Genomic DNA, 23,599 nt, shown 5'->3' on the forward strand with positions numbered 1-23,599 from the left:
ATGCGCATCAACGATGATCTGTCGAAGCCTGTTATCGTTCACGCCTCGAAGCTGGACTGGGTGGCCAGTCCGTCGGCCGGCGTGGATCGGCGCATGCTGTTCCGCATTGGCGCCGAGGTCGCGCGCGCCACCTCGATCGTGCGCTATGCTCCTGGTAGCGCCTTCCCGCGTCATACGCATGGCGGTGGAGAAGAGATTGTCGTCCTTGAAGGTACCTTTCAGGATGAGCATGGCGACTATCCCGTGGGCAGCTACTTCCGCAACCCTCCGGGGACGTCACATGTTCCCGCCTCGAAGGACGGCTGCACAATCTTCGTGCGGCTCTGGCAGTTCCGGGACGAGGACCGGACCCAGGTCGTGCGTCAGCCAGGTGAGGGCCAACAGGTTGCGCCGCGCCCCGGTGCAAGCAACGTCAGCGTGCTATTTGACGACGGCCACGAAGAGGTCCGCCTTGAAGACTGGCGGCCGGGTGAAATCGTCAGCCTTGCGAACGCGCGCGGGCTCGAGTTCCTTGTTCTATCGGGGGGACTAACGATCGGGGGCGAGACGCTGCAGCCGCAGGGCTGGGGTCGACTACCCGCCGGCATGGACCTGAAGGCGACGGTGGGCCGGCAGGGCGCGAAAATCTGGATCAAGGAGGCGCCGCTGCTGCATCCGGATGTCTGTCGACTTCCCGGGTAGCCGGTACAATCCTGACCACCTCCGCGCTGAGCTCCCTGCAATAGCGAAGATACTTTGCATGGGGTTGTTTTCGATATTTTGGTTGGGCCGGGCCTGTCGCCGCCGAGCAGCGCTCCGAAACATCATGTTGCATTGAACCGATGTTGCGGCTAGGCAATTGAGATGACATGGAAATTTTCCGTTGCCCCGATGATGGACTGGACCGACCGGCATTGTCGGGTCTTCCATCGGCTGATGTCGCGGCGGGCGCGGCTCTATACGGAGATGCTGACGACCGGCGCCATCGTCCATGGCGACCGGGCGCGGTTGCTCGGCTTCGACGCCAGCGAGCATCCGGTGGCGCTGCAGCTCGGCGGTTCCGATCCGCGCGATCTGGCGACCGCCGCAGAGATCGGCGAGCAGTTCGGTTACGATGAGATCAACCTCAATGTCGGCTGTCCCTCCGATCGGGTGAAGGATGGCCGCTTCGGCGCCTGCCTGATGGCCGAGCCCGCACTGGTCGCCGAAGGCGTTGCGGCGATGAAGCGTGCGGTGCGGATTCCCGTCACGGTGAAATGCCGGATCGGCATCGACGATCAGGATCCGGAAGTCGCGCTCGATACGCTGGCCCGCGGGGTGATTGCCGCGGGCGCGGATGCGCTTGTCGTGCACGCGCGCAAGGCCTGGCTCAACGGACTGTCGCCGAAGGAGAACCGCGACATCCCGCCGCTCGACTACGATCGGGTCTATCGCCTCAAGGCGGCGTTGCCGCACGTGCCCATCATCATCAATGGCGGCATCACCAGCCTTGCCGAGGCAAAGCAGCATCTGAAGCATGTCGATGGCGTGATGCTGGGGCGGGCGGCCTATCAGGAGCCGTGGCGGCTGCTCACCGTCGATTCCGAGCTGTTCGGCGAGACTGCGCCGCGCGCCACGATGAAGGACGTGTTCGCGGCGATGCTGCCCTATATCGAGCGGCACCTTGCCGAAGGCACGCGGCTGCATTCGATCACGCGGCATTTCGTCGGCGCCTTCCATGGCGTCCCGGGCGCGCGTGCGTTCCGCAGGCACCTCGCGGAGAACGGCGTTCGGCCGGGGGCTGACATCGATGTGCTGCGCGAGGCGATCGCATGCGTCGACGATCGCACGCCGGCGGCGGTCGCGGCCTGAGGGCGATCGTTACGGCTTGCGCTGACGCCGCGTGACGTCCTGTGCGACCTTCAGGAAATTGAACAGATGCGGCATCCGGTTGTCGCGCCGGTAGTTCAGCGACAGCGCAGTACCCGGATTGTGTCCCTCATAGGCGCGGTAGGCGACGCCGGGCCGCTCCGCCTCCGAGACCGATTTCGGCACCAGCGCGATGCCGACGCCGACCGACACCAGGCTGATCGCGGTCTGATAGTCCTGGGCCAGCACCTGCGATTTCGGAATGAAGCCTTCTTCGAGGCAGATATTGAGGATGTGGTCGGCGAAGCTCGGGCGCGGCTTGCGCGGGTAGAGGACGAACGTCTCGGCCTTCAGCGCCGCCAGCCGCGGGACCTTTTGCTCGAGCAGGGGCGAAGTGTCAGAGAGCGCGAGGATCAGCGGCTCCTGCAGCAGCGGCTCGGACTTCAGCTCCTCGTCGTCGAGCGAGGGGCGGGCGATGGCGATATCGATCTCGCGCTGGATCACCGCGCGCTTCTGCTCGGCGTTGTTCATCGCCGAAAGCGCGAGCTCGACGTCAGGATAGGCCGAACGAAACGCCTGGATCACGCTCGGCAGCACGCCATAGGTCGCCGATCCGACGAAGGCGACGCGCAGGTGACCGGAAAAGCCTTCGCCGATCCGCTTGATCTCGCGGTGCGTCCGGTCGAGCCGCTCCAGCACGTCGCGCGCACGTTCCAGAAGAACGCTGCCGGCCTGGGTCAGCCGGATCTGGCTGCGGCTCCGGTCGATCAGCATGACGCCGAGATCGCTCTCGAGTTGCGCAATCTGCCGGCTGAGGGGCGGCTGCGCGATCGCAAGCCGCGATGCGGCACGGCCGAAATGCAATTCCTCGGCGACGGCGACGAAATAGACCAGCCGCCTGAGATCCATGACATCGTCGCGATCGGTCACGGCTAGCCGAACGCCTGTTCGCGCGCTTCCGCGGAAGCGGCGGAAAAATCCTGCCGGGTTCGATATCGCGTGGTCATGTGCGCACGATCGAGACGACGGTTCCGACGCGAAGACTGGGCGTGGGTCCGTGGATTGTCAATTGTCCGCGGGAACGACGCCATCCGGCTAGTCCTTCCGGGCGAAGGCGCGGATCTTGTCCTCGTCGACCTCTACGCCGAGACCGGGGCCGTCAGGGGCGCAGATTTCGAACTCGTCGAATCTGATCGGGTTGACGACCAGATCCTCCACCAGGATTCGCGGACCGAAATGTTCGGTGCCCCATTCGAGCCTGGGCAGGGTGGCGAAGGCGGCGAGATGCGCCGCCGCGCCGATGCTGCTCTCCAGCAGGCAGCCGCCATAGAGCTCGAGGCCGTGCGCGCTGGCGACCGCCGCGGCGCGCTTCATCTCGAACAGGCCGCCGCTCTTGACGAGCTTCAGCGAGTAGACGCTGCCGCAGCCCATCGCGCCCGCGCGCGCGACTTCCTCCTTGGTGAAAGCCGCTTCGTCGACCAGCAACGGAATCGAGGTGCGGGCCGCGACACGCGCCATCGCTTCCAGTTGCAGCGCCGACACCGGTTGTTCGATCAGGGCAACATCCAGCTCCTCCAGCGCGGGCATGAAACGGATGCATTCCGCCTCGGTCCAGCCCTGGTTGACATCGACGATCAGGCGCACCTCGTCGCCGAGGCCGGCGCGCAGCGCTTGCAGCCGCTTCAGATCGACCTGCGGCCGGTTGAAGCCGAACTTGATCTTGAACTGGCGATGTTCGCGGCGCCGCAGCTTCTCTTCCGCTTCTTCCACCTCCTGGCCGCTGTCGCCCGAGGCCAGCGCCCAGATCACCTCCATGCGTTCGCGCACGGCGCCGCCGAGCAGCGCGCTGGCGGGCAGGCCCAGCGTCTTGCCGGTGGCGTCGAGCAGGGCGGACTCGATGGCGCCCTTGGCGGCGAAATTGCGGGTGGCGGCCTTGCTCATGCGCAAGGCATTGGCTTCGAAGGCGAGCGCAGGCTGTCCGAGCAGCGCCGGCGCCAGATAATTCGTGACCGTGGCGTTGATCAACTCCACGCTCTCCTCGGCCCAGCGCGGCCCGCCGAGCGTCGAGGCTTCGCCGATGCCCGTCACGCCGTTATCGAGCAGGACGCGCACCAGCACGTAACCCTGATGCGTGACTTCCGTGTTCGAGAGCTTGTGCCGGCGGCGGGTCGGTGCCTCCACGATGGTCGCGCGGATGCTGCGGATCGCAGTGTCCTTCGCGTGAGCCTGCACGCGCTCCACGGGCTCGGCGATTTCGATCACGGCACGACTCATATGTCCTCGCAGGTCAGTTCAGAGTGAGCCCTGCCAGGCTGATGGGCCTGGCAGGACGTAACGGGTCTTACTCGGCCGCGACGAGCCGTTCGACGGCGGCTTTCTTGAGCTTGAAGTCGAAGTTGAGAACCAGATCGGTGTCGGCGCCGGCGGGGGCCTTGGCGAACTTGCCGATCAGGCTCTGCTTCACGGCGAACACCAAATCGTTGTCGAGATACTTGGTCTCGGAATCGTAGATCTGCGAGATCAGCGATTGATAGCCGTCCTTCGAAAGCATGAAATGGATGTGGCCAGGACGCCAGGGATGGTGGCCCATATATTTCAGCAGCTCGCCGCCGGCGCCGTCATAGGGGATCGGGTAGGGCTCGGGGCGGAGCGCGACGAAGGCATATTCGCCGTTGGCGTCGGTCGTGAAGCGTCCGCGCAGATTGTAGGCCGGCTGTTCCGGATCCTGCAGGTCGTAGAGGCCGTTCGGCGCGTCTTCCCAGACGTCGATCGTGACGCCCTCGATCGGCCGCCCCGCGGTGTCGCTGATGCGCCCTGAGACCTTGACGGTCTGCGCGTTGTCGAACGTCTTCTTGATGATGGAGGCGCCCTTGGGAAGCACTGGCGGGTTTTCCCGGTAGAACGGTCCGAGCACGGTGGATTCGCTCTCGCCGTCGGTGACCCGGTGGTCGAGCATGTCGACCAGCACTTCGACGCCGAGGATGTCGGCGATCAGGATGAACTCGTTGCGCTTCTCGTCCGAGATGTCGCCCGCGCGGCGCAGGAATTCGCATGCGGCGAACCACTCGGCGAAGGTCAGGTCGACCTCCTTGCAGAAGTCGTGCATGTGGCGGATCAGGCTCGTCATGATCCGCCGGTTGCGATCCGGAATGTCCTTGGAGAGCGCGGCGATCACGTGGTCGGTGATGGTGTCCTTGTTGACGTTCGGCATGGTCGTTCCTCCTTTTCTTGCAGTTTGCTCAAACTTGCATCCCCGTTTTCGGGAATATCGGTTGCTGGTCTCACCAGACAAATTCGTAAGCGGCATTCTCCAGCGTTGCGGGCGCAGGGTGCGGATCGGCAAGGCCGCCGAAGCGGCCGCGGAAGAACAGCAGCGGCTTCTTGCTGGGCTCCAGCGACATCTCGCGGACGTGGCCAAGGAAGATCGTGTGGTCTCCGGCGACGATCTCATCGGCGAGATCGGTCACGAAGTATGCCGCCGCGTTGGCGATCACAGGCAGGTCGTTGCGGCGTTCGAAGACGTTGCAGAGGTCGAGCCTTGGCTTGCCGGCGAAATGCCAGGCGAAATCCTCCATGCCCTCGGAGAGGATGCTGACCGCAAAGCGGCCGGTGTTCTGGATGTTGCACAGCATCTTCGCGCTCTTCGCGATCGAGATCGCGACAAGCGGCGGATCGAGCGAGACCGACATGAAGGCGTTGGCCGTCATGCCGTGATCGCGGCCCTGGCAATGCGTGGTGATGATGGTGACGCCGGTGCCGAACTGGCCACAGGCATTGCGCAACTCTCGCGGATCGATGGCGGTCATTGGCTTGCGACCTCGAGTTGGGCCAAACCGGATCGGTTGGCCGGTGGCGCGGTCACGATATCCCGCCAGTTTTCCAGCGTCGCCGCGGTGGCGGCAAGGCCGGATCGTCGCAAGGCGCGAATCCGGCTGCTGGAGACGATCTCGCCATTGCCGCAGCGCACTGGCGGCAGGATGCGGGTGTTGAAGTGCTGCCGCAACAGCAGCGCGGTGCCGCCCTTGCAGGACCCGAAGCGGAAATCCTCGCCAACGATGACTTCGCGTGGTCGCAGAAGCTGCAATTCGGCGAGGAAATCGAGCGCGGTGCGCCGGACGTAGATCTGGTTGAAATCGGCGACGACGACGTGGTCAGGCGCGAATGTTGCGATGCGCTCGAGTTTTTCGCGAAGCGAAATCAGCGGCTCGGCCTGGCCGAAATACACTTTTGGCGGCGGATCGAAGGTGTAGACCACGGCTGCAATGCCGCGGCGCCGCGCTGCCGCGATGGTCTGCCGCAGCAGTTCCTGATGGCCGCGGTGGACGCCGTCAAATGCGCCGATGGTCACGACGCAGGCGCCGAGGGCCAATTCCCCATCGCGATGGAAAGCGACAGCGCTGCTGTCAAAACCCTTGCCCATGGTTCGCTCCCTTGCCGTGCTGCATCAGCTGCGGCTTGCGCCGGCCGAACGATCCCTGCCGTCCGGTCCGTGCCATCGAGTCATAGCCCGAGCCGGGCCGGTCTGCGCGGTATCGTGTGATACCTTTCGCCCGCTTCGGGTGAGCGCGTAGCGTTTCCTCCGATGTCACGCCGTCCAAGAGCGTGACGAGATGGTCTTAAGGCCGGTGTGGCAACGCCGCCGGTCCAGCGACACAAGCGGAGGAGAAACCCATGACTACAGCAGCAGCCCTGCGGGCCGACGTGCCAGCGTCGACCACCAGCGTCTATACCGGTGCGGAATTCCTGGACAGCATCCAGGACGGCCGGGAAATCTACATCTACGGCGAGCGCGTCAAGAACGTCACCCAGCATCCCGCTTTCCGCAATTCGGCGCGGATGGTGGCGCGCTGGTACGACCGTTTCCATGAGAAGAAGGATCAGATCGGCGTCCTGACCGACACCGGCTCGGGACAGCTGACCCATCCGTTCTTCCTCGGCTCGAAGACGACCGACGACCTCGTCAAGGGCCGCGATGCGATTGCCGAATTGCAGAAGGTTGCGTTCGGCTGGATGGGCCGCTCGCCGGACTACAAGGCGTCGTTCCTCGGCACGCTGGGGGCGAATTCAAGCTTCTATGGCGATTACGCCGGCAATGCGAAGAAGTGGTATGCCCGGACCCAGGAGCGTCTGGACTTCTGGAATCATGCCATCGTCAATCCGCCGATCGATCGCGACCGCGCCATCGAGGAGGTGCGCGACGTCTTCATGCATGTCGAGAAGGAGACAGACGCCGGCCTGATCGTTTCGGGCGCGAAGGTGGTCGCGACCGGCTCGGCGCTGACGCACTACAACTTCATCGCCCACTACGGTATTCCGATCAAGGATAAGTCGTTCGCGCTGATCTTCACGGCGCCGATGGATGCCAAGGGCATCAAGCTGATTGCCCGCTCGTCCTACGAATTCACGGCGGCGGCGACCGGCTCGCCGTTCGACTATCCGCTGTCCAGCCGCTTCGACGAGAACGACTCGATCCTCGTGTTCGACAAGGTGCTGGTGCCCTGGGAGAACGTCTTCATCTATGGCGATGTCGACAAGATCAACCAGTTCTTCCCGGCCTCGGGTTTCATCCCGCGGTTCACGCTGCACGGCGTGACGCGGCTTGCCGTCAAGCTCGACTTCATCGCCGGCCTGTTCTCGATGGCCGTCGAGGCGACCGGGTCGAAGGATTTTCGCGGCGTGCAGACGGCAGTGGGCGAGGTGATCGCTTGGCGCAATCTGTTCCACGGCATTGCGGACGCCATGGTGAAGTCGCCGATCGCCTGGCAGGGGACCGATGGCTACAATCTGCCGAACCTGAACTACGGGCTGGCCTATCGCGTGTTCGCACCGATGGCCTATCCGCGGATCAAGGAATTGATCGAGCGCCATGTCGCGAGCGGCCTGATCTATCTGCCGTCGAGCTCGGCCGATCTGGAGAGCGAGGCGATCCGGCCCTATCTCGACCGCTTCGTGCGCGGCTCCAACGGCTATGCCGCGATCGACCGCATCAAGCTGCTGAAGCTGCTCTGGGACGCGGTCGGCTCCGAGTTCGGCGGCCGGCATGAGCTCTACGAGCGCAACTATGCGGGCAACTACGAGAACCTGCGCGTCGAGACGCTGATGGCCGCGAGCGCCACCGGCGACCTTGGCGCCATGCAGGATTTCGTCCGCAACTGCATGAGCGACTACGACGTCTCCGGTTGGACGGCGAAGGACCTCGTCAACCCCGACGACATCAACCTCGTCAGCCGCGGTCTGGTGCAGGGCTGACGATCTGTTAGACGGATCAATGGAGCCGCCACAGTTGCGTGGCGGCTCCACGCCGTTCCATCTTGTCGCAGAAGGGGTTGACTTGTCATGCTGTTCCACGTCGAAATGGATGTGCGGATTCCGCACGATCTCCCGGTCAAGAAGGTCGACGCTCTGAAGGCGGCGGAACGAGTCCGCGCCATGGAGCTGCAGCGTACCGGGGCCTGGCGCCATCTGTGGCGGGTGGCCGGGCGCTACGCCAATGTCAGCATCTTCGACGTCTCCGGCGCGCAGGAATTGCACGACATCCTGTCCAGCCTGCCGCTGTTTCCGTTCATGGAGATCCAGGTCACGCCGCTGTGCCGGCACCCGTCGTCGATCCACGACGACGACCGGTAGCGGTGGAGTAGGCGCCGTCGCGCTAGTCGACGGCCGTGCGCGGGCGCCGGTGGCGGCTTGAGGTGTTGATGCTGCCGGTGACGTCGGGGTAGCCGGTCAGGCTCAGCGTGTCGGCGCGAACGCCCCAGCTCTCGAGCCGGTCGAGGAAGCTCATGCCGAGCAGGTTGGTCTTCATCTGCCCGCGCTGCACCACCAGCGCCGGCACCGATTTCTCGACCAGCTTGCCGACCGCGAGCCGGTCGAGCGTCAGCCGCGCCGCCTTGGTGTGACCGCCGGCGGTCTCGAGGTCGACATTGTATTCGAGCATATCGATCGGCAGCCCGATCGCTTTCGCGGTTTCCCAGGTCAGCACGACCGAGGTCGCGCCGGTGTCGATCACCATCGGGGCGCTGACGCCGTTGATCTTGGCGCGGAACGCGAACTCGCCACCCTGGCCGCGCGCGATCTGCACGGCGGGGGCGGAGCTGGAGGTCGAGGCTGAGGCGGTGATGCTGCGGCCGAAGATCTGGGTCAGATTCTCCCTGGCGCGGGCGATCTGCTCGGGGTCGCCATAGGCGACGACGGCGCCGGCGGTTGCCATCAGCAGCACGATGACGAGGAGGATACGGGTCACGGCGCAACTCCCGCCGCAACACCGATCACGCGCGCTTCGGACGCGGCTCCATGCGCTCGAGCCCAGCCTCGGCCATGCGCGCCGGCAGCGTCGCCATCACCGACAGCCGCTCCGTGCGGTCCATCTTGTGCCAGCGCGCGATCTCCGGAAGCGTGCGGCCACAGCCGAAGCAGAGCTTCGTTCTGGGGTCCATCATGCAGACTGCGATACACGGCGTCTCTGAGCTCATTGTTCAAGTGTTGAACGGTTTCGGCGGCCAGTGCAAGCCGGCTGACGTGGGATGCTGCATCACGCCTCGGCTTTTTGTCGCGAGCATGGTCCTGGCGCGAATGCCTTGGGTTTATTGCCAAAGCGTTTTCGAGCGAAGTGGATACCGGTTCGCGTAGAGAGAGCGCGTCAGAACCAAGATGTGGAGCCCCGTTCCGAATCCATCGGAACGGAAAGGGCTCTATCGATAACCGCGTCACGATCTTCCGCGACATGCTCTACAATCCGGTGCCGGCACTCATGATCGACTTGCGGCGCACGCGTTTCCGGTCGGCGCCCATCGCGGGCTCGACGGGCTCCGGCGGCTGCATCGGCGGCGCTTCTTCCGCCATAGGCGCCAGCGCGCTCATCACCCGTTCCGGCGGCAAGGTGACGATCACCTCGGTGCCGATGCGCAGCTTCGACTTCAGCGTGAAGGTGCCGCCATGCATGTCGATCAGGCTTTTCGCGATCGGCAGGCCAAGGCCCGCGCCCTGTTCCGCCGACTTGATCGAGTTGGAGCCCTGGCCGAAGGAGGCCAGCACGACCGGGATCTCGTCCTCGGCGATGCCACTTCCGGTGTCCTTGACGCTCAGATATTGCCCGCCCGACGCGGTCCAGCCGACCTTCAGCCAGATTTCGCCGCCCTGCGGGGTGAACTTGATCGAGTTGGAGAGCAGGTTGAGCACGACCTGGCGGATGGCGCGCTCGTCGCCCCAGATCCTCGGCATGCCGTGCTCGAACACCTCGTGGATGGTGATGCCGCGGCTGGAGGCGCGCAGCTTCAGGAGATGGTGGCAATCGGCGACGACATGCACCAGCGCCACGGCCTCCTCGTTCAGCTCGTAGCGGCCGGCTTCGATGCGCGACAGGTCGAGGATCTCGTTGATGAGATTGAGCAGGTGTACGCCGGAATTATGGATGTCGGCGGAATATTCCTTGTAGACGGGCACGGTGTGCGCGCCGAAGATCTCGCTCTTCATCACTTCGGAGAAGCCGAGGATCGCATTGAGCGGCGTGCGCAGTTCGTGGCTCATCTGGGCGAGGAAGCGCGACTTGGCGACGTTGGCGGACTCGGCGCGGTGCCGCGCCTCGTCCGAGATCGCCTTGGCCTGTTCCAACTCGCCGATCAGCGCATCCTTTTCGGCGCGGGCCTCCAGCGTCGCCAGCGTGGTCGAATGCAGGCGGTGCGCGAGCAGCGCGAAATAGCCTTCGGCCGCGAGCGCCAGCAGCGCCAGCACGTAATTGTCGAACGCGCCGTTGAGCACGAGGTCGAGCGCGATCCCGACCGTCACCGGAACCGTTGCCGCAAGGGCTGCGATCGGCAGGCTCGCGGCCAGCATGCTGGAGACCGCGATCACCAGCAGCATCAAAAACATCATCAGCGTGTTGGAGGCGAGATCGCGCCCGGCGGGGTGGATCAGGATCGCGGTCCAGCACAGGCCGTAGAGCAGGTCGAGCAGCACGAAGCGGGTCCGCCATTTGCGGGTGACCGCGACCGAGGTCGGTTCGGCAAGGAAGCGGGAACAGCTGCGGATGATGGCGAGATGGACGCAGAGGATGCCGACTGTCCAGGCGCCGGCCACGATCGGCTTCATCCAGAGGCCAAACAGCACGCCGGTTGCCACCACGAGCAGCATCACGACGTAGGACGCCGAGATCCGGGTCTGGGCGTATTGACGGAGCAGTTCGGCGTCGAACGCCGGGCGGGTTCCACTGGTTGACGTTAACCGATCCCGCGCCTCGCGCACCCGCTGCGCGGCGACGCGCCGGCTGTTCACCGGCACCGTCACCTGAGGTCCTGCCGGAAGCGCTACAACTTCAGGCTTTTCTGCGGGATTACTCATCAACAACACAAATCCTGCCCACGAACCGCGCGGGCTTTTTGCATTGTCTATCTGTGACGCTAAATCATTAAGCGTTGCCTTAAAGAGCTAAGGAAAAGCGTAAACGGGGAGTTAAATTAACTTTTGCGCGGGGGTCCTGCTGTTGTGCGATGGCGGGCGCACACGCGCATGCCGGGTCTGACAATTCCATGTTGTCATGGCCGGGCTTGTCCCGGCCATCCACGTCTTGCTTTTCGTGGATCCAAAGACGTGGATGCCCGGGACAAGCCCGGGCATGACGAGATCGTGGGAAGCGTTACCGCTGCAGCCGCGCCAGCAAGCTCGACGTATCCCAGCGCTTGCCGCCCATCTTCTCGACCTCGGCATAGAACTGGTCGACCAGGGCGGTGGCGGGCAGGGTGGCGCCGTTGCGGCGGGCCTCCGCCAGCGCAATCGAGAGGTCCTTGCGCATCCACTCGACCGCGAAGCCGAAATCGTACTTGCCCTCGTTCATGGTCTTGTAGCGGTTTTCCATCTGCCAGGACTGCGCCGCGCCCTTGGAGATGGTCTCGATCACGGCGGCGACGTCGAGGCCGCTCTTCTTGGCGAAGTGGATGCCCTCCGATAGCCCCTGAACCAGACCTGCGATGCAGATCTGGTTGACCATCTTGGTGAGCTGGCCGGCGCCCGCCGGCCCGAGCAATTTGCACATCCGCGCATAGGCGCCGGTGATGATCGGCTCGGCGCCCGCATAGGCGTCTTCGCTGCCGCCGCACATCACCGTCAGCACGCCGTTCTCGGCGCCGGCCTGGCCGCCGGACACCGGCGCGTCGACGAATTTGAAGCCGGCCTTGGTCGCGGCGGCATCGAGCTCGCGGGCGACCTCGGCGGAGGCGGTGGTGTGATCGACGAAGGTCGCGCCCTTCCTGATCCCGGCGAAGGCGCCGTCGGGACCGATCGTGACCGCGCGCAGGTCGTTGTCGTTGCCGACGCAGCACATCACGAAATCCTGGCCTTCGGCGGCGGCCTTCGGGGTCGGCGCCGTCTTGCCGCCGAACTTGTCGGCCCATTCCTTCGCCTTCGCCGCGGTCCGGTTGTACACGGTGACCTCATGGCCGCCTTTTTCACGAGGTGGCCCGCCATCGGGAAACCCATTACGCCGAGACCGAGGAAAGCGACTTTAGCCATGTCTGATACCTTGTGATTTGCCGTGGTGATCGCCCTTTGAGACCGCCGGCAAATTCGCGGCGGGCAGGGCATTCCGTCCATGGAAGGAGCTGCACCATGCCCCTGTGCAGCGGAGGGCAACGGCCTTGGTGGGATGGCAGAAGGCGGTTTTGTGCTAGGATTGGCCCACCAACGAACTTCACAAAAAAGGGAGTGTATCGCATGGGCATGAGCGTCGGTGTGCTCGATCATTTCAATATCCGGACCCGGAATCTCTCCGCCACGGTGCGGTTCTATGAGGACATCCTGGGCCTGGAAAAGGGCGCGCGGCCGAACTTCGCGTTCCCCGGTGCGTGGATGTACAGCGAGGGCAAGGCGGTCGTGCATCTGGTCGATATTTCGGCGACCGACGAGGCGCAAAAGCCTGACTCGGGCGTCGTCCATCACGTCGCCTTTGCCAGCCAGGGCTTCGATGGGATGCGGCAGCGGCTTCAGTCCAAGGGCATGGAATTCAACTCGCGCCAGGTTCCCGGCGGCGATCTCTGGCAGATCTTCGTCAACGACCCCAACGGGGTCATGATCGAGCTGAACTACGAGGCCGCCAAGGAAGGCGGCTCCGCCGCGCCGGCCGAGCGGCGGGACGACGTCGGAGCGAGGTAGCCTTTTGCGCTGCAACGCTCTATGGGTCGGTCTCTTGAACTTTCCAGGAGATGCGCGGTGAGCGTGACGCAGCAACAGGTCCTCGATTGCCTTGCCAAGGTGATGTCGCCACGCGGCACAGCCTTGACCAACGCCAATGTGCTGTCGGCGATCACGGTCACCGACGGCAAGGTGTTCTTCTCGATCAATGTCGACGCAGCGGAGGCCCGCGCCTGGGAGAGCGTGCGTGCGCAGGCCGAGAATGCCGTGCGCGCCATTCCCGGCGTCAGCGTCGCGATGATCGCGTTGACCGCCGAGCGCAAGGCGGGCGCTGCGGCACCGGCGCCGCGGCCGGCCGGCGGCGTCCCGCCGGCGTCCGCCCATCGCCATCCGCATCCGCCCGGCGGGCAATCGCCGATGGCCCGGCAGGCCGAGATCCCCGGCATCTCCGCCGTCATCGCCGTCGCCTCCGGCAAGGGCGGCGTCGGCAAGTCGACCACGGCGCTCAACCTCGCGCTCGGCCTGCGCGACCTCGGCCTGCGCGTCGGGCTGCTCGACGCCGACATCTACGGCCCGTCGGTGCCGCGGCTGACCGGCATCCGCGAGAAGCCGCAGCTCAATGACGACAAGAAGATGGTCCCGCTGCAGCGCTTCGGCCTGTCGATCATGTCGATCGGCTTCCTGGTCGAGGAGGACACCGCGATGATCTGGCGCGGGCCGATGGTGATGTCGGCGATCACCCAGATGCTGCGCGACGTCGCCTGGGGCACGCTCGACGTGCTCGTGGTCGACATGCCGCCCGGCACCGGCGATGCCCAGCTCACGCTGGCGCAGAACGTTCCGCTCAAGGGCGCCGTCATCGTCTCGACCCCGCAGGACCTCTCGCTGATCGACGCCCGGCGCGGGCTTGCGATGTTCAAGAAGGTCAACGTGCCGGTGCTCGGCATCGTCGAGAACATGAGCTATTTCCAGTGCCCGCATTGCGGCACCCGCTCGGATATCTTCGGCCATGGCGGCGCCCGCCACGAAGCCGAGAAGCTGGGGGTGCCGTTCCTCGGCGAGATCCCCCTGCACATCGCGATCCGCACCGCCTCCGATGCCGGCAACCCGGTGGTCGAGAGCGAACCGGACGGCCCGCACGCGGCGATCTACCGCGCGATCGGCGGCAAGGTCCGTGAGCAGCTGCAAGGCGTCATCGCGGCTGCCTGAGCCTGCGCTGCTGGGCCGATTGGTCGCGAAGCGTCGGGAGCCCGGCGGGCTTTCTTCACAGGCCCGTGGCGTTTGGACGATTGCTGAATCGGTTCCGGCCTGTATGTTTATGCAGGAGTGGCCGAATCGTACCACCCTTCGATCAGCGGAAGGCGGCCACGGGTGAAGCCAAAACTGCGGGAAGGGGCCGTGAGGCGACCATCGACATGGCAGCATCACGCGAAGCAAACAAGCAGCACCGCAAACATCTGACGCGGGAGAAGCGCGCAGAGGCCTCCCGGCTGGCATTCAACATGGCCAAGAAATCCGACTCGATCGGCGAGGCCGCCGAGGTGATCGCCAAGACGTATGGTGTCAGCAAAACAACCGCGCAAAGTTGGATCCGGCGCGGGCGGTATTTGGCTGATCAAGCCAAGAAGGCGCGGGCGACGACGCGGCGCTGATAGCTCCGGTAACCCGACGGTTGAGAGCGAGCCGGACGGCCCGCACGCGGCGATTTACCGCGCGGTCGGCGGCAGCTCCGCGGCCACCTGCCAGGCGTCATCGTCGCTGCCTGAAGGCGCATTTTCCGGCTGATTTCCAGCCCCATCAGACTTTCGTTTAATTGGCGCGGTCATGCCATTGTCGCGTTTCCGTGACGCCACCTTCCGTGTTAAAGGGCCGACCCAGAGCGCCTCGGCAAGCCTTTCACGCGGCTGCCGGAGAACTGCTTGCGGTCACTGGGAAACGCCCCTGAAGGAGAAGTCTTACGATGAAGCGTCGTGATTTTTTGAAAGTTTCTGCGGCCGGTGCTGCCGCGACGGCGGTTGCCGCGCCGGCGATCGCGCAGTCCTCGCCTGAAATCAAGTGGCGCCTGACCTCGAGCTTCCCGAAGTCGCTGGACACCATCTATGGCGGTGCCGTCGAGCTGTCGAAGTACGTCGCCGAAATGACCGACAACAAGTTCCAGATCCAGGTGTTCGCGGCGGGTGAGATCGTCCCGGCCTGCAGGCGCTGGACGCGACCTCCAACGGCACGGTCGAGATGTCGCACACCGTCGCCTACTACTATGTCGGCAAGGACCCGACCTTCGCGATCTACGCGTCGGTGCCGTTCGGTCTCAATGCCCGCATGCAGAACTCCTGGTGGTATCAGGGCGGTGGCCAGGAGCTCGGCAACGAGTTCTTCAAGAAGTTCGGCGTGATCGGTTTCCCGACCGGCAACACCGGCACCCAGATGGGCGGCTGGTTCCGCAAGGAGATCAAGACCGTCGCCGACATGTCGGGCCTGAAGATGCGCATCGGCGGCATTGCCGGCCAGGTGCTGCAGAAGGTCGGCGTGGTGCCGCAGCAGCTCGCCGGCGGCGACATCTATCCGGCGCTCGAAAAGGGCACCATCGACGCGGCCGAGTGGGTCGGTCCCTATGACGACGAGAAGCTCGGCTTCCAGAAGGTCGCCAAGTACTACTACTACCCGGGCTTCTGGGAAGGCGGTCCGACCGTGCACTCCTTCGTCAACCTGGAGAAGTGGAACGCGCTGCCGAAGAACTACCAGGCGATCCTGGCCAACGGCGCCGCCAACGCCAACAGCTGGATGGCCGCGCGCTACGACATGCAGAACCCCTCCGCGCTGAAGCGGCTGGTTGCCGGCGGCACGCAGCTGCGTCCGTTCACCAACGAGGTGCTCGAGGCCTGCCTCAAGGCGACCAACGAGCTCTGGGGTGAAATCTCGGCCAAGAATGCCGACTTCAAGAAGTCGATCGAGGCCATGCAGGCGTACCGCTCCGACCAGTATCTGTGGTGGCAGGTCGCCGAATACACCTTCGACAGCTTCATGATCCGCTCGCGCACCCGCGGCTGATCGGCGTCTAGCCTTTTGGACGAGCGTTCGCGCGACGCGAACGCATTGCCCGGCCTCCGCAAGGAGGCCGGGTTTTTTTGCGTCTGGCATTCGTGAAGGGGATGTTCCATGCTCGCGTCCGAAGCCTCGGCACGAAGGCGGCGTGTGATCGGTCACCGGTCATGACGGCAAAAAGAAAAGCGGCGCGACGATCGAAAGCAGTCGACGCTCGGACAACACAATCGAACAGGGCAGGATTCAAATGAAGCGAAGAGATTTCATCAAGGTCACGGGTCTGGGCGTCGCCGGCGCCGCCACGGTCGCAGCTCCCGCGATCGCGCAGTCGATGCCGGAGCTCAAGTGGCGCTTGACGACGAGCTGGCCGAAGTCGCTCGACACGCTGCACGGCGGCGCCGAGCTGATGGCGAAGGCGGTCGGTGAAGCCACCGACAACAAATTCCAGATCCAGACCTTTGCCGCGGGCGAGATCGTGCCGGGCCTGCAGGTGCTCGACGCCGTGCAGAACGGCACCGTCGAGATGGGGCACACCGCGCCCTATTATTATTTCGGCAAGGACCCGACCTTCACCTTCGGCTCGGCGGTGCCGTTCGGGCCCAACATGCGCCTCAACCAGGCCTGGTTCATGCTGGGCGGCGGCAAGGACCTGCTCAACGAGTTCTACAAGAGCTACAACGTCACCTCGCTGCTCGCCGGCAACACCGGCTGCCAGATGGGTGGCTGGTTCCGCAAGGAGATCAACAGCGTCGACGATCTCAAGGGCCTCAAATTCCGCATCGGCGGCTTTGCCGGCAAGGTGATGCAGAAGCTCGGCGCGGTGCCGCAGCAGCTCGCCGGCGGCGACATCTATCCGGCGCTCGAGAAGGGCACCATCGATGCGGCCGAGTGGGTCGGTCCCTACGACGACGAGAAGCTCGGCTTCTACAAGGTCGCGCCGAACTATTACTTCCCCGGCTGGTGGGAAGGCGGCCCCATGCTGGTGGCGATGATCAATCTCGACAAGTGGAACGCGCTGCCGAAGCATTATCAGTTCGTGCTCGAGCAGGCCGGCCATCTCGCCAACAACTGGATGATGGCGCGCTATGACCAAGCCAATCCGATCGCACTGAAGAAGCTGCTTGCGGTCGGCACCAAGCTGCGTCCGTTCCCGGCCGCGGTGATGGAAGCTTCCTTCAAGGCCGCCAAGGAGCTGCATGCCGAGGTTTCGGCGACCAATGCCAACTTCAAGAAAGTCTACAACTCGCTGACCTCGTTCTCCAACAACGGCTATCAATGGTTCCAGGTCGCCGAGGTCGGCTACGACAATTTCATGGCGCGCCATTCGCAGGCGTGATTGCTGCGAGTTGGACAGGAAATCAGCCTCGGAGCGAAAGCGCCGGGGCTTTTTCCATGCCGCGATCACGGCCGCGGCGCGCCGCGGCTTGCGAACACGCATGACCGCCGGTCGCTGGCCGTAGCGGCAGCTGCCAGTTCTCGATCTCCGGGCGCGAACGTGCAATCCGTTATGTTATCATGGCTAGCTGACGTCAGCCTTACACGGGCGCAGTCACAGGCGCCTGCGTAGATTTTGATTGCAGCGGGTAGGCGGTATCTGTTTTCAGGGCAGTAACACTAGCTGGAGCAACATGCGCTTGTGTCGCCATCGAGACGTCACCTTCGCATGCGTCTTGTTTTGACGACAGCAAGCAGAAGATCGATTGAATGAAGTCAGGATTGCTGCGATGCGCCTTCTGATCGTCGAGGACAATGTCGAGCTCTCGCGGCTGCTCGCAAGCGGGCTGATGGCGGCGGGATACGAGTTCCGATGTCGTCAACAGCGTTGCCGAGGCGCGCGATGCGCTGCGCAGCGTCAGTTATGCCGCCATGATCCTCGATCTCGGTCTGCCCGACGGCGATGGCTTGTCGGTGCTGTCGGAGCTTCGCCGCAAGACCGATCCGCTGCCGGTCCTGGTGCTTACCGCGCGGGCGGCCTGCAGGATCGGGTCAGCGGCCTGCGCAGCGGCGCGGACGACTATCTGGCGAAGCCGTTCGCGCTGGAGGAGCTGGTGGCGCGGCTCGAAGCCATCCTGCGTCGACCCGGCCAGCTGCTCGGCTCCTCGCTGAAGCTCGCCAATCTGGTCTACGACACCGAGAGCAAGCAGGTGTTCGTCGACGGCGCTCCGCACGTGTTCTCCGCGCGCGAGACATCGGTGCTGGAGATCCTGTTGCGGCGGCAGGGGCGGGTGGTGCCGAAGAAGATGTCGAGGATCACATCTTCGGCCTCGCCGGCGAGGTCGCCTCGAACGCGGTCGAGGTTTACGTGTCGCGGCTGCGCAAGCTGCTCACCGAGCACCGCGCCAGGGTCATCATCCATACCATTCGGGGCGTCGGTTATCTGATGGCGGAGGAGAAGTAGGCGTGTTCCGCTTCAAGTCGCTGACGTCGCGGATCGTGTTCCTGCACATCGTGGCGGTCGCGGTCGCGGCGATCTTCCTGCCGCTGCTGCTGCTGTGGCTGTTGAATTCGGAGATCAATCAGCTGCATCGCGAAGCGATGCGCGACCAGGCCGCCGATCTCGGCCAGAACCTCTCGGTCGATGCCGCGGGCAAGGTGCAGCTCAGCCTGCCGGACAGCCTGAGGGGGCTCTATTCCGACGCCTATGGCCGCTATCGCTACGACATCTACGATGCCGACGGTCATCTGCTGTTTTCGTCGCATCGCGAGGCGCCGCGACTTCCGGCGTCCGCCAACCGGATTTCCGGTGCCGGCGTCACCAAGCTGCTCGGCGGCCAGACGCTGCGCATCCTGGTCGCCGAGGACCTGTCGCATCGCGACGTCATCATCGATGACATCGTCTCCAATTTCTTCCGGCGGGTTGGCTGGATCACCATCCCGATCCTTCTGATCCTGCTTGCCACCGATATCCTGATCTTCCGCCGCGCGGTGATACCGCTGTTGCGGGCCTCGGAGGAGGCGAGGAGCATCGGACCGGCAAGGACTCGATATCCGCCTTCCGACGGAGGGGATTCCGAGCGAGATCCTGCCGCTGGTGACCGCCGTCAACCAGGCGTTCGATCGCCTTGAGGAAGGCTTTCACGTGCAGCGCCAGTTCACGGCCGATGCAGCGCATCAGCTGCGCACGCCGCTTGCGATCCTCAGGACCCGGATCGAGACGCTCGATGCGGCCAAGGAGGCCAGGGAGTTGCATGCCGACATCGAGAGCATGAGCCGCATCGTCAGCCAGCTGCTGGAGATCGCCGAGCTCGACACGCTGGTGCTGGATCCCGGCGAGACCGCGGATTTGCGCGCGGTGTGCGCCGAGGTGGTCGGCTCGATCGCGCCCTATGCGCTGGCGCAGCAGAAGGACATCGCGTTGCGCGGCACTGACAGTCCGGTGCAGGTCAGGGGCAATGCGGAGATGCTGCAGCGGGCGATCTTCAATCTGGCGGAGAACGCCATCAAGTACACCGCGGAGAGAACCTCCGTCGATGTCGAGGTGCACGACAATGGTTCGGTGCAGGTGCGCGACTGCGGGCCGGGGATTGCGCCCGCCGAGCAGGGGCTGATCTTCCGGCGCTTCTGGCGCAGCGATCGCCAGCGCACCGACGGCGCGGGGCTCGGGCTCTCGATCGTGCGCGGCGTCGTCGACGATCACGATGCGACGGTGAGGGTAGAGAACCTGCCGTCCGGCGGCGCCCAGTTCACGCTGCGCTTCCGCCTCGCCAAGGCGGAGCCGGCGGCGTCCTGAGCGCCCGCGAACGTGCCGCGGCTTTGCCGACCTATTTCACCTTGCCGTCGGACAGGTCCATGATCATGCGTGTGGTCAGCACCAGGCGCGGCACGATGTTATTGATCTGCACGTATTCGGCATCGTTGGAGTGCGCGCCGAAGCCCGACAGGCCCATGCCTTCCACCACGGAGCCCTTGGTCTTGAGGGCGGCAAACGCCGCGTCGGTGCCGCCGCCGGTTGCCCGCTCGGCCACGTTCAGCGACAGGCCGAGTTCCTGATAAATCGTCTTGCCGTAACCTGCGATGCGGCGCGAGGCGTCGCTGGCTTCGAGCGGCGGGCGGCGCACCTCGAACTTCACGTCCACCCTGGAGTCCGGCAGCAGGCGGTTCTTGATCTTGTCCTGCAGGGCTTTCTCGAGCTCGTCGAAATCCGCCACCTTGAGCGCGCGAGCATCGGCCTGGGCGGTGGCTTCGGCGGGGATCACATTGCGGTTGGTGCCGGACTTGGACACCGTCCAGTTCAGCTTCAGGCCCTGCTCGGGCTTGGACAGGTCCTTCATCTGCAGCACCTGATGTGACAGCTCATAGAGCGCATTCACGCCGCCTTCGGGCCTGGCGCCCGCATGCGACGACTTGCCGTGCACCGTGAGATAGGCCGAGCCGATGCCGCTGGTGGCGAGCCGCAGCGTGCCGTCGGTGCCGCCGCCCTCGAACGAGAACACGGCATCCTGTTCCGCGGCGAGGCGGGTGATGGTGCTGCGCCAGCCGGGCGAAGAGATCTCCTCGTCGCCATTGATCAGCACGGTGAGCGTGCCGTAATTTTTGAAGTTCAGCTTCTGCAGCAACGCCACGGCGTGGAGGATGGTGGCGACGCCCTGCTTGTCATCGGCAATGCCGAGCCCATAGGCCTTGTCGCCATCGATGCGGAAGGGTTGGTCCTTCAGCATGCCCTTGAGATACACCGTGTCCATGTGCGCGATCAGCATGATCTTCGCGCTGCCCGTGCCCTTGAAGACGGCCTGCACGGCTGGGCCGATCTTCTCCGGCGTGTCGTCGAGGCGGTAAATCTCGGTGGTCTGCAGGATATCGACGATGCCGCCGAGCTGCTTGAGCTGGCCGGCGATCCGCTCGGCGAGCTGGTTCAGGCCCTCGATGTCCTTGCTGCCGGATTCGATCTGCACGAGGTCGCGCAGGGTGTCGAGCAGCGGCTGCTGTTCCTGTTGCGCCAGCGCGCGAATGTCGGCTGCATGCGCTGCGGGTGCGGCAAGCGCCAGACCAAGCGACAGCATCAGCGGGCGAATGAGCGAGCGGGCGGGATGCGATTGGGGCATGGCGGCGATCTGTGAGTTGGAGGACGATCCGTATCCCCGTCTTCACAGGCCTCGCCGGTGCCGTCAACAGCGGCGTGCCTCGCGCCCGCGAGCGTTTTCGAGCGAAGTGGACGCCGGTTCGCGTGAAGAAAACGCGACAAAACGAGAATCCAGGGCTTCGGTTCTGATTTAATCAGAACCGAAATGCTCCAGGCACGCCGAATGCGCCGATGCCGGCTACTGCTTCGGCTGGCCGAAGTCGAGCGGCGGCAGGTCGATCTGCGGCACTTCGATCTTGACCTTGTTGAGGTCGACATCGAGCGGCTTGTCGAGCAGTCCGGTGACGACGACCGGGAACGCGATCACCAGCGCCACCATGATCGCCTGCAAGCCGATCCACGGCATTGCGCCCAGTAGATCTCCGAGCTCTTCACTTCCTTGGGCGCCACGCCGCGCAGATAGAACAGCGCGAAGCCGAATGGCGGATGCAGGAACGAGGTCTGCATGTTGACGCAGAGCATCACGCCGAACCAGATCAGCGCGGCGTCGGGGCCGACCACCGGCGCCAGCACCTTCTGCGCGATCGGCGCGACCATCGGCAGGATGATGAAGGCGATCTCGAAGAAGTCGAGGAAGAACGCCAGGAAGAAGATGAACAGGTTGATGAAGATCAGGAAGCCCCAGACGCCGCCGGGCAGCGAGGTCAGATGGTGCTCCAGCCAGGTGCCGCCGGATACGCCGAGGAACACGACCGAGAAGCAGGTCGAGCCGATCAGGATGAAGGTGACCATGCAGGTGATCCGCATGGTGGTCTCGTAGCCCTGCTTGATCAGGTCGCGCAGGTCCGGGATCTTGACGGCCTCGAGGCAGATCCAGACCACCGCGGCGTAGGTGATCGCGAAGGCGAGCTTGAAGAGCAGGTTCTCGCTGTAGAGCATCGCGATGATGGTGCCGATGCCGCCGGCGATCACACCGACCATCAGCACCTTGTTGCCGGTGGCGCTGAAATCCTTGTGGTGGATGGCGGCGAGCACGATGGCGCCGACCGCGCCCATGGCGCCGGCTTCCGTCGGGGTCGCAAGGCCCATCATCATGGTGCCGAGCACGACGAAGATCAGTACCGCCGAGGGGATGATGCCGAGCAAGCACTTCTTCCACAGCGCCCACCCGGTCAGCGTGCGCGCCTCGATCGGCACCGCCGGCACATGGCTCGGCTTGAAGATGCCGAGCAGGAAGGTGTAGCCGGCGAACAGCAGGATCTGGAACACCGATGGGCCCGAGGCGCCGAGATACATGTCGCCGACCGACTTGCCGAGCTGGTCGGCGAGCACGATCAGGACGAGAGGGAGGGACAAGTTGCGTGATGGTGCCGGAGGCGGCGAGCACGCCCGTGATGTAGCGGATGTTGTAGCCGTAGCGGATCATCACCGGCATCGAGATCAGCGCCATCGCGATCACCTGCGCCGCCACCGTGCCGGTGATGGCGCCGAGGATGAAGCCGACGATGATCACGGAATAGCCGAGGCCGCCGCGGATCGGGCCGAACAGCTGGCCCATCGAATCCAGCATGTCCTCGGCGAGCCCGCATCTCTCCAATATCGCGCCCATGAAGGTGAAGAACGGGATCGCCAGCAGCAGCTCGTTGGACAGCACGCTGCCGAAGATGCGGCCCGGGATCGCCTGCAGGAAGTTGAGGTCGAAGAAGCCGAGATAGATCGAGAGGAACCCGAACGACAGGCCGACCGCGGCGAGCGTGAACGCCACCGGATAACCGATCAGCATCGCTACGATCAGGCCGCCGAACATCAGTGGCGGCATCATCTCCAGCGTGATCATTGAGTCGGCCTCTCATACTTCGCGTCGATGGTCACGTAGCCCTGCAGCGCGGCGATCCGCTTGATCACCTCTGAGACGCCTTGCAGCGCAAGCATCACGAAGCCGGACGGGATAACGAACTTGATCGGCCAGCGCAGCAGGCCGCCGGCGTTGCCGCTCATCTCGCCGACTGCATAGGCCTGGTAGAAGAACGGCCATGACAGATAGGCGAGCAGGAGGCAGGCCGGGATCAGGAAGAACAGCGTTCCGATCAGGTCGAGCCAGAGCTGGCCGCGTTCGGACAGCATCAGATACATGATCTCGACGCGGACATGCTCGTTGCGCTTGAAGGTGTAGGAGGCGCCGAACATCACGAGGATCGCGAACATGTACCACTGCGCCTCGAGCCAGCCGTTCGAGGAGTAGCTGAACGCGTAGCGGATCATGGCGTTGCCGGCGCTGACCAGACACGAGATCAGCACCAGCAGGTTGCAGATGTAGCCGATCTTCTCGTTGAGTTGGTCGATGGCCTGACTTAATGCCAGCAATGGGCGCATCACGATCTCCACGGCCGCGCCATCTGCGCGCCGAATATCTCTTCAAGCATCATCTGGCCGCCGCGCGCATGCGCACGGAGCCACGGCTCACTTTCAGGAGCAGTTGCAAACGTTCGTCCTCCCCGAAATCCGCTTCAGCCGTTCTTGGCTGCCGGGAATTGTCGGCAGGAGCCGACGGAGGGCAGCGGCCTATGCTGGCCAGACTAGCGTGAAAGCTGA

General features: G+C 64.4%; 18 protein-coding genes and 5 pseudogenes. 11 read left to right on the forward strand and 12 right to left on the reverse strand.

Going from position 1 to position 23,599, the window contains the following annotated elements; translation table 11 throughout:
- Entirely contained in the window at positions 1-681 is a 681-nt protein-coding gene (locus tag ACSKB9_RS40660) for a cupin domain-containing protein (protein ID WP_438079855.1), read from the forward strand.
- Positions 682-843: 162 nt separating this feature from the next.
- Positions 844-1,830, forward strand: a complete 987-nt coding sequence (gene dusA / locus ACSKB9_RS40665; RefSeq protein ID WP_438079856.1) for a tRNA dihydrouridine(20/20a) synthase DusA — start codon at positions 844-846, stop codon at positions 1,828-1,830.
- A gap of 9 nt (positions 1,831-1,839) precedes the next feature.
- Here dusA and ACSKB9_RS40670 read toward each other — a convergent pair whose 3' ends face one another.
- From ACSKB9_RS40670 to ACSKB9_RS40690, 5 genes are all read right to left on the reverse strand, one after another.
- On the reverse strand, positions 1,840-2,757 hold the full coding sequence (locus ACSKB9_RS40670; protein WP_283062172.1) for a LysR family transcriptional regulator: 918 nt from the start codon (positions 2,755-2,757) through the stop codon (positions 1,840-1,842).
- 165 nt (positions 2,758-2,922) lie between these two features.
- Entirely contained in the window at positions 2,923-4,101 is a 1,179-nt protein-coding gene (locus ACSKB9_RS40675) for a muconate/chloromuconate family cycloisomerase (protein WP_438079857.1), read from the reverse strand.
- Positions 4,102-4,168: 67 nt separating this feature from the next.
- A complete protein-coding gene (locus tag ACSKB9_RS40680) occupies positions 4,169-5,038 on the reverse strand; it encodes a dioxygenase (protein WP_438079858.1) in 870 nt (289 codons plus the stop codon).
- Positions 5,039-5,108: 70 nt separating this feature from the next.
- A complete protein-coding gene (locus tag ACSKB9_RS40685; protein WP_438079859.1) occupies positions 5,109-5,633 on the reverse strand; it encodes a flavin reductase family protein in 525 nt (174 codons plus the stop codon).
- Entirely contained in the window at positions 5,630-6,247 is a 618-nt protein-coding gene (locus tag ACSKB9_RS40690; RefSeq protein WP_438079860.1) for an FAD synthetase, read from the reverse strand. Before ACSKB9_RS40690 ends, ACSKB9_RS40685 begins: the two co-directional genes overlap by 4 nt.
- Before the next feature lie 251 nt (positions 6,248-6,498).
- On the opposite strand from ACSKB9_RS40690, the gene ACSKB9_RS40695 reads away from it, so the two are divergent.
- Both ACSKB9_RS40695 and catC read left to right on the forward strand, forming a co-directional pair.
- Positions 6,499-8,076, forward strand: coding sequence for a 4-hydroxyphenylacetate 3-hydroxylase N-terminal domain-containing protein (locus tag ACSKB9_RS40695; RefSeq protein ID WP_438079861.1), 1,578 nt, complete (start codon positions 6,499-6,501; stop codon positions 8,074-8,076).
- A gap of 87 nt (positions 8,077-8,163) precedes the next feature.
- The gene (catC, locus tag ACSKB9_RS40700) at positions 8,164-8,454 is read left to right on the forward strand and encodes a muconolactone Delta-isomerase (RefSeq protein WP_438079862.1); all 291 of its coding nucleotides are present in this window, start codon (positions 8,164-8,166) and stop codon (positions 8,452-8,454) included.
- 22 nt (positions 8,455-8,476) lie between these two features.
- On the opposite strand, the gene ACSKB9_RS40705 is transcribed toward catC, so the two are convergent.
- The 4 genes and pseudogenes from ACSKB9_RS40705 to ACSKB9_RS40720 form a co-directional block, all read right to left on the reverse strand.
- Positions 8,477-9,067 carry a TIGR02281 family clan AA aspartic protease gene (locus tag ACSKB9_RS40705; RefSeq protein ID WP_028344537.1) on the reverse strand — a complete coding sequence of 197 codons (591 nt, stop codon included), beginning with the start codon at positions 9,065-9,067 and terminating at the stop codon, positions 8,477-8,479.
- A gap of 25 nt (positions 9,068-9,092) precedes the next feature.
- A complete protein-coding gene (locus ACSKB9_RS40710) occupies positions 9,093-9,296 on the reverse strand; it encodes a DUF1289 domain-containing protein (protein ID WP_026192618.1) in 204 nt (67 codons plus the stop codon).
- A gap of 256 nt (positions 9,297-9,552) precedes the next feature.
- Positions 9,553-11,160 (reverse strand): sensor histidine kinase, encoded by a 1,608-nt coding sequence (locus ACSKB9_RS40715; protein WP_057017245.1) that lies wholly within the window; start codon positions 11,158-11,160, stop codon positions 9,553-9,555.
- 295 nt (positions 11,161-11,455) lie between these two features.
- A pseudogene (locus ACSKB9_RS40720) lies at positions 11,456-12,327 on the reverse strand (NAD(P)-dependent oxidoreductase).
- A gap of 201 nt (positions 12,328-12,528) precedes the next feature.
- Here ACSKB9_RS40720 and ACSKB9_RS40725 point away from each other — a divergent pair.
- The 7 genes and pseudogenes from ACSKB9_RS40725 (at position 12,529) to ACSKB9_RS40755 (ending at position 19,717) form a co-directional block, all read left to right on the forward strand.
- Positions 12,529-12,966 (forward strand): VOC family protein, encoded by a 438-nt coding sequence (locus ACSKB9_RS40725; protein WP_438079863.1) that lies wholly within the window; start codon positions 12,529-12,531, stop codon positions 12,964-12,966.
- Positions 12,967-13,023: 57 nt separating this feature from the next.
- Positions 13,024-14,154 carry an Mrp/NBP35 family ATP-binding protein gene (locus ACSKB9_RS40730; protein ID WP_438079864.1) on the forward strand — a complete coding sequence of 377 codons (1,131 nt, stop codon included), beginning with the start codon at positions 13,024-13,026 and terminating at the stop codon, positions 14,152-14,154.
- Positions 14,155-14,360: 206 nt separating this feature from the next.
- Positions 14,361-14,597 (forward strand): hypothetical protein, encoded by a 237-nt coding sequence (locus tag ACSKB9_RS40735; RefSeq protein WP_076826437.1) that lies wholly within the window; start codon positions 14,361-14,363, stop codon positions 14,595-14,597.
- 308 nt (positions 14,598-14,905) lie between these two features.
- Positions 14,906-15,993 (forward strand): annotated as a pseudogene (locus ACSKB9_RS40740) (TRAP transporter substrate-binding protein).
- Positions 15,994-16,234: 241 nt separating this feature from the next.
- The gene (locus tag ACSKB9_RS40745) at positions 16,235-17,323 is read left to right on the forward strand and encodes a TRAP transporter substrate-binding protein (protein WP_438079865.1); all 1,089 of its coding nucleotides are present in this window, start codon (positions 16,235-16,237) and stop codon (positions 17,321-17,323) included.
- 388 nt (positions 17,324-17,711) lie between these two features.
- A pseudogene (locus ACSKB9_RS40750) lies at positions 17,712-18,385 on the forward strand (response regulator transcription factor).
- A gap of 2 nt (positions 18,386-18,387) precedes the next feature.
- Positions 18,388-19,717, forward strand: a pseudogene (locus ACSKB9_RS40755) (sensor histidine kinase).
- A gap of 31 nt (positions 19,718-19,748) precedes the next feature.
- Here the strand turns inward: ACSKB9_RS40755 and ACSKB9_RS40760 are convergent.
- The 3 genes and pseudogenes from ACSKB9_RS40760 to ACSKB9_RS40770 all read right to left on the reverse strand — a co-directional run bounded on the left by ACSKB9_RS40760 (position 19,749) and on the right by ACSKB9_RS40770 (position 23,380).
- The gene (locus ACSKB9_RS40760; protein ID WP_438079866.1) at positions 19,749-21,029 is read right to left on the reverse strand and encodes a M20/M25/M40 family metallo-hydrolase; all 1,281 of its coding nucleotides are present in this window, start codon (positions 21,027-21,029) and stop codon (positions 19,749-19,751) included.
- Positions 21,030-21,245: 216 nt separating this feature from the next.
- Positions 21,246-22,844 (reverse strand): annotated as a pseudogene (locus tag ACSKB9_RS40765) (TRAP transporter large permease).
- Positions 22,841-23,380 carry a TRAP transporter small permease subunit gene (locus tag ACSKB9_RS40770; protein ID WP_028334243.1) on the reverse strand — a complete coding sequence of 180 codons (540 nt, stop codon included), beginning with the start codon at positions 23,378-23,380 and terminating at the stop codon, positions 22,841-22,843. Before ACSKB9_RS40770 ends, ACSKB9_RS40765 begins: the two are co-directional and overlap by 4 nt.
- Positions 23,381-23,599 lie beyond the last annotated feature (219 nt).

Origin of the sequence: Bradyrhizobium sp. BR 1433, from assembly GCF_051547665.1 — a bacterium.
In the GTDB taxonomy this organism is placed as follows: Bacteria; Pseudomonadota; Alphaproteobacteria; order Rhizobiales; family Xanthobacteraceae; genus Bradyrhizobium; species Bradyrhizobium australafricanum.

Excerpts from the sequence above, each read along its gene's own strand:
- ACSKB9_RS40660 (WP_438079855.1), top strand. The coding sequence starts at position 1 with ATGCGCATCAACGATGATCTGTCGAAGCCTGTTATCGTTCACGCCTCG.
- dusA (WP_438079856.1), top strand. The coding sequence starts at position 844 with ATGACATGGAAATTTTCCGTTGCCCCGATGATGGACTGGACCGACCGG.
- ACSKB9_RS40675 (WP_438079857.1), bottom strand. The coding sequence starts at position 4,101 with ATGAGTCGTGCCGTGATCGAAATCGCCGAGCCCGTGGAGCGCGTGCAG.
- ACSKB9_RS40680 (WP_438079858.1), bottom strand. The coding sequence starts at position 5,038 with ATGCCGAACGTCAACAAGGACACCATCACCGACCACGTGATCGCCGCG.
- ACSKB9_RS40685 (WP_438079859.1), bottom strand. The coding sequence starts at position 5,633 with ATGACCGCCATCGATCCGCGAGAGTTGCGCAATGCCTGTGGCCAGTTC.
- ACSKB9_RS40690 (WP_438079860.1), bottom strand. The coding sequence starts at position 6,247 with ATGGGCAAGGGTTTTGACAGCAGCGCTGTCGCTTTCCATCGCGATGGG.
- ACSKB9_RS40695 (WP_438079861.1), top strand. The coding sequence starts at position 6,499 with ATGACTACAGCAGCAGCCCTGCGGGCCGACGTGCCAGCGTCGACCACC.
- catC (WP_438079862.1), top strand. The coding sequence starts at position 8,164 with ATGCTGTTCCACGTCGAAATGGATGTGCGGATTCCGCACGATCTCCCG.
- ACSKB9_RS40710 (WP_026192618.1), bottom strand. The coding sequence starts at position 9,296 with ATGAGCTCAGAGACGCCGTGTATCGCAGTCTGCATGATGGACCCCAGA.
- ACSKB9_RS40715 (WP_057017245.1), bottom strand. The coding sequence starts at position 11,160 with ATGAGTAATCCCGCAGAAAAGCCTGAAGTTGTAGCGCTTCCGGCAGGA.
- ACSKB9_RS40725 (WP_438079863.1), top strand. The coding sequence starts at position 12,529 with ATGGGCATGAGCGTCGGTGTGCTCGATCATTTCAATATCCGGACCCGG.
- ACSKB9_RS40735 (WP_076826437.1), top strand. The coding sequence starts at position 14,361 with ATGGCAGCATCACGCGAAGCAAACAAGCAGCACCGCAAACATCTGACG.
- ACSKB9_RS40745 (WP_438079865.1), top strand. The coding sequence starts at position 16,235 with ATGAAGCGAAGAGATTTCATCAAGGTCACGGGTCTGGGCGTCGCCGGC.
- ACSKB9_RS40760 (WP_438079866.1), bottom strand. The coding sequence starts at position 21,029 with ATGCCCCAATCGCATCCCGCCCGCTCGCTCATTCGCCCGCTGATGCTG.
- ACSKB9_RS40770 (WP_028334243.1), bottom strand. The coding sequence starts at position 23,380 with ATGCGCCCATTGCTGGCATTAAGTCAGGCCATCGACCAACTCAACGAG.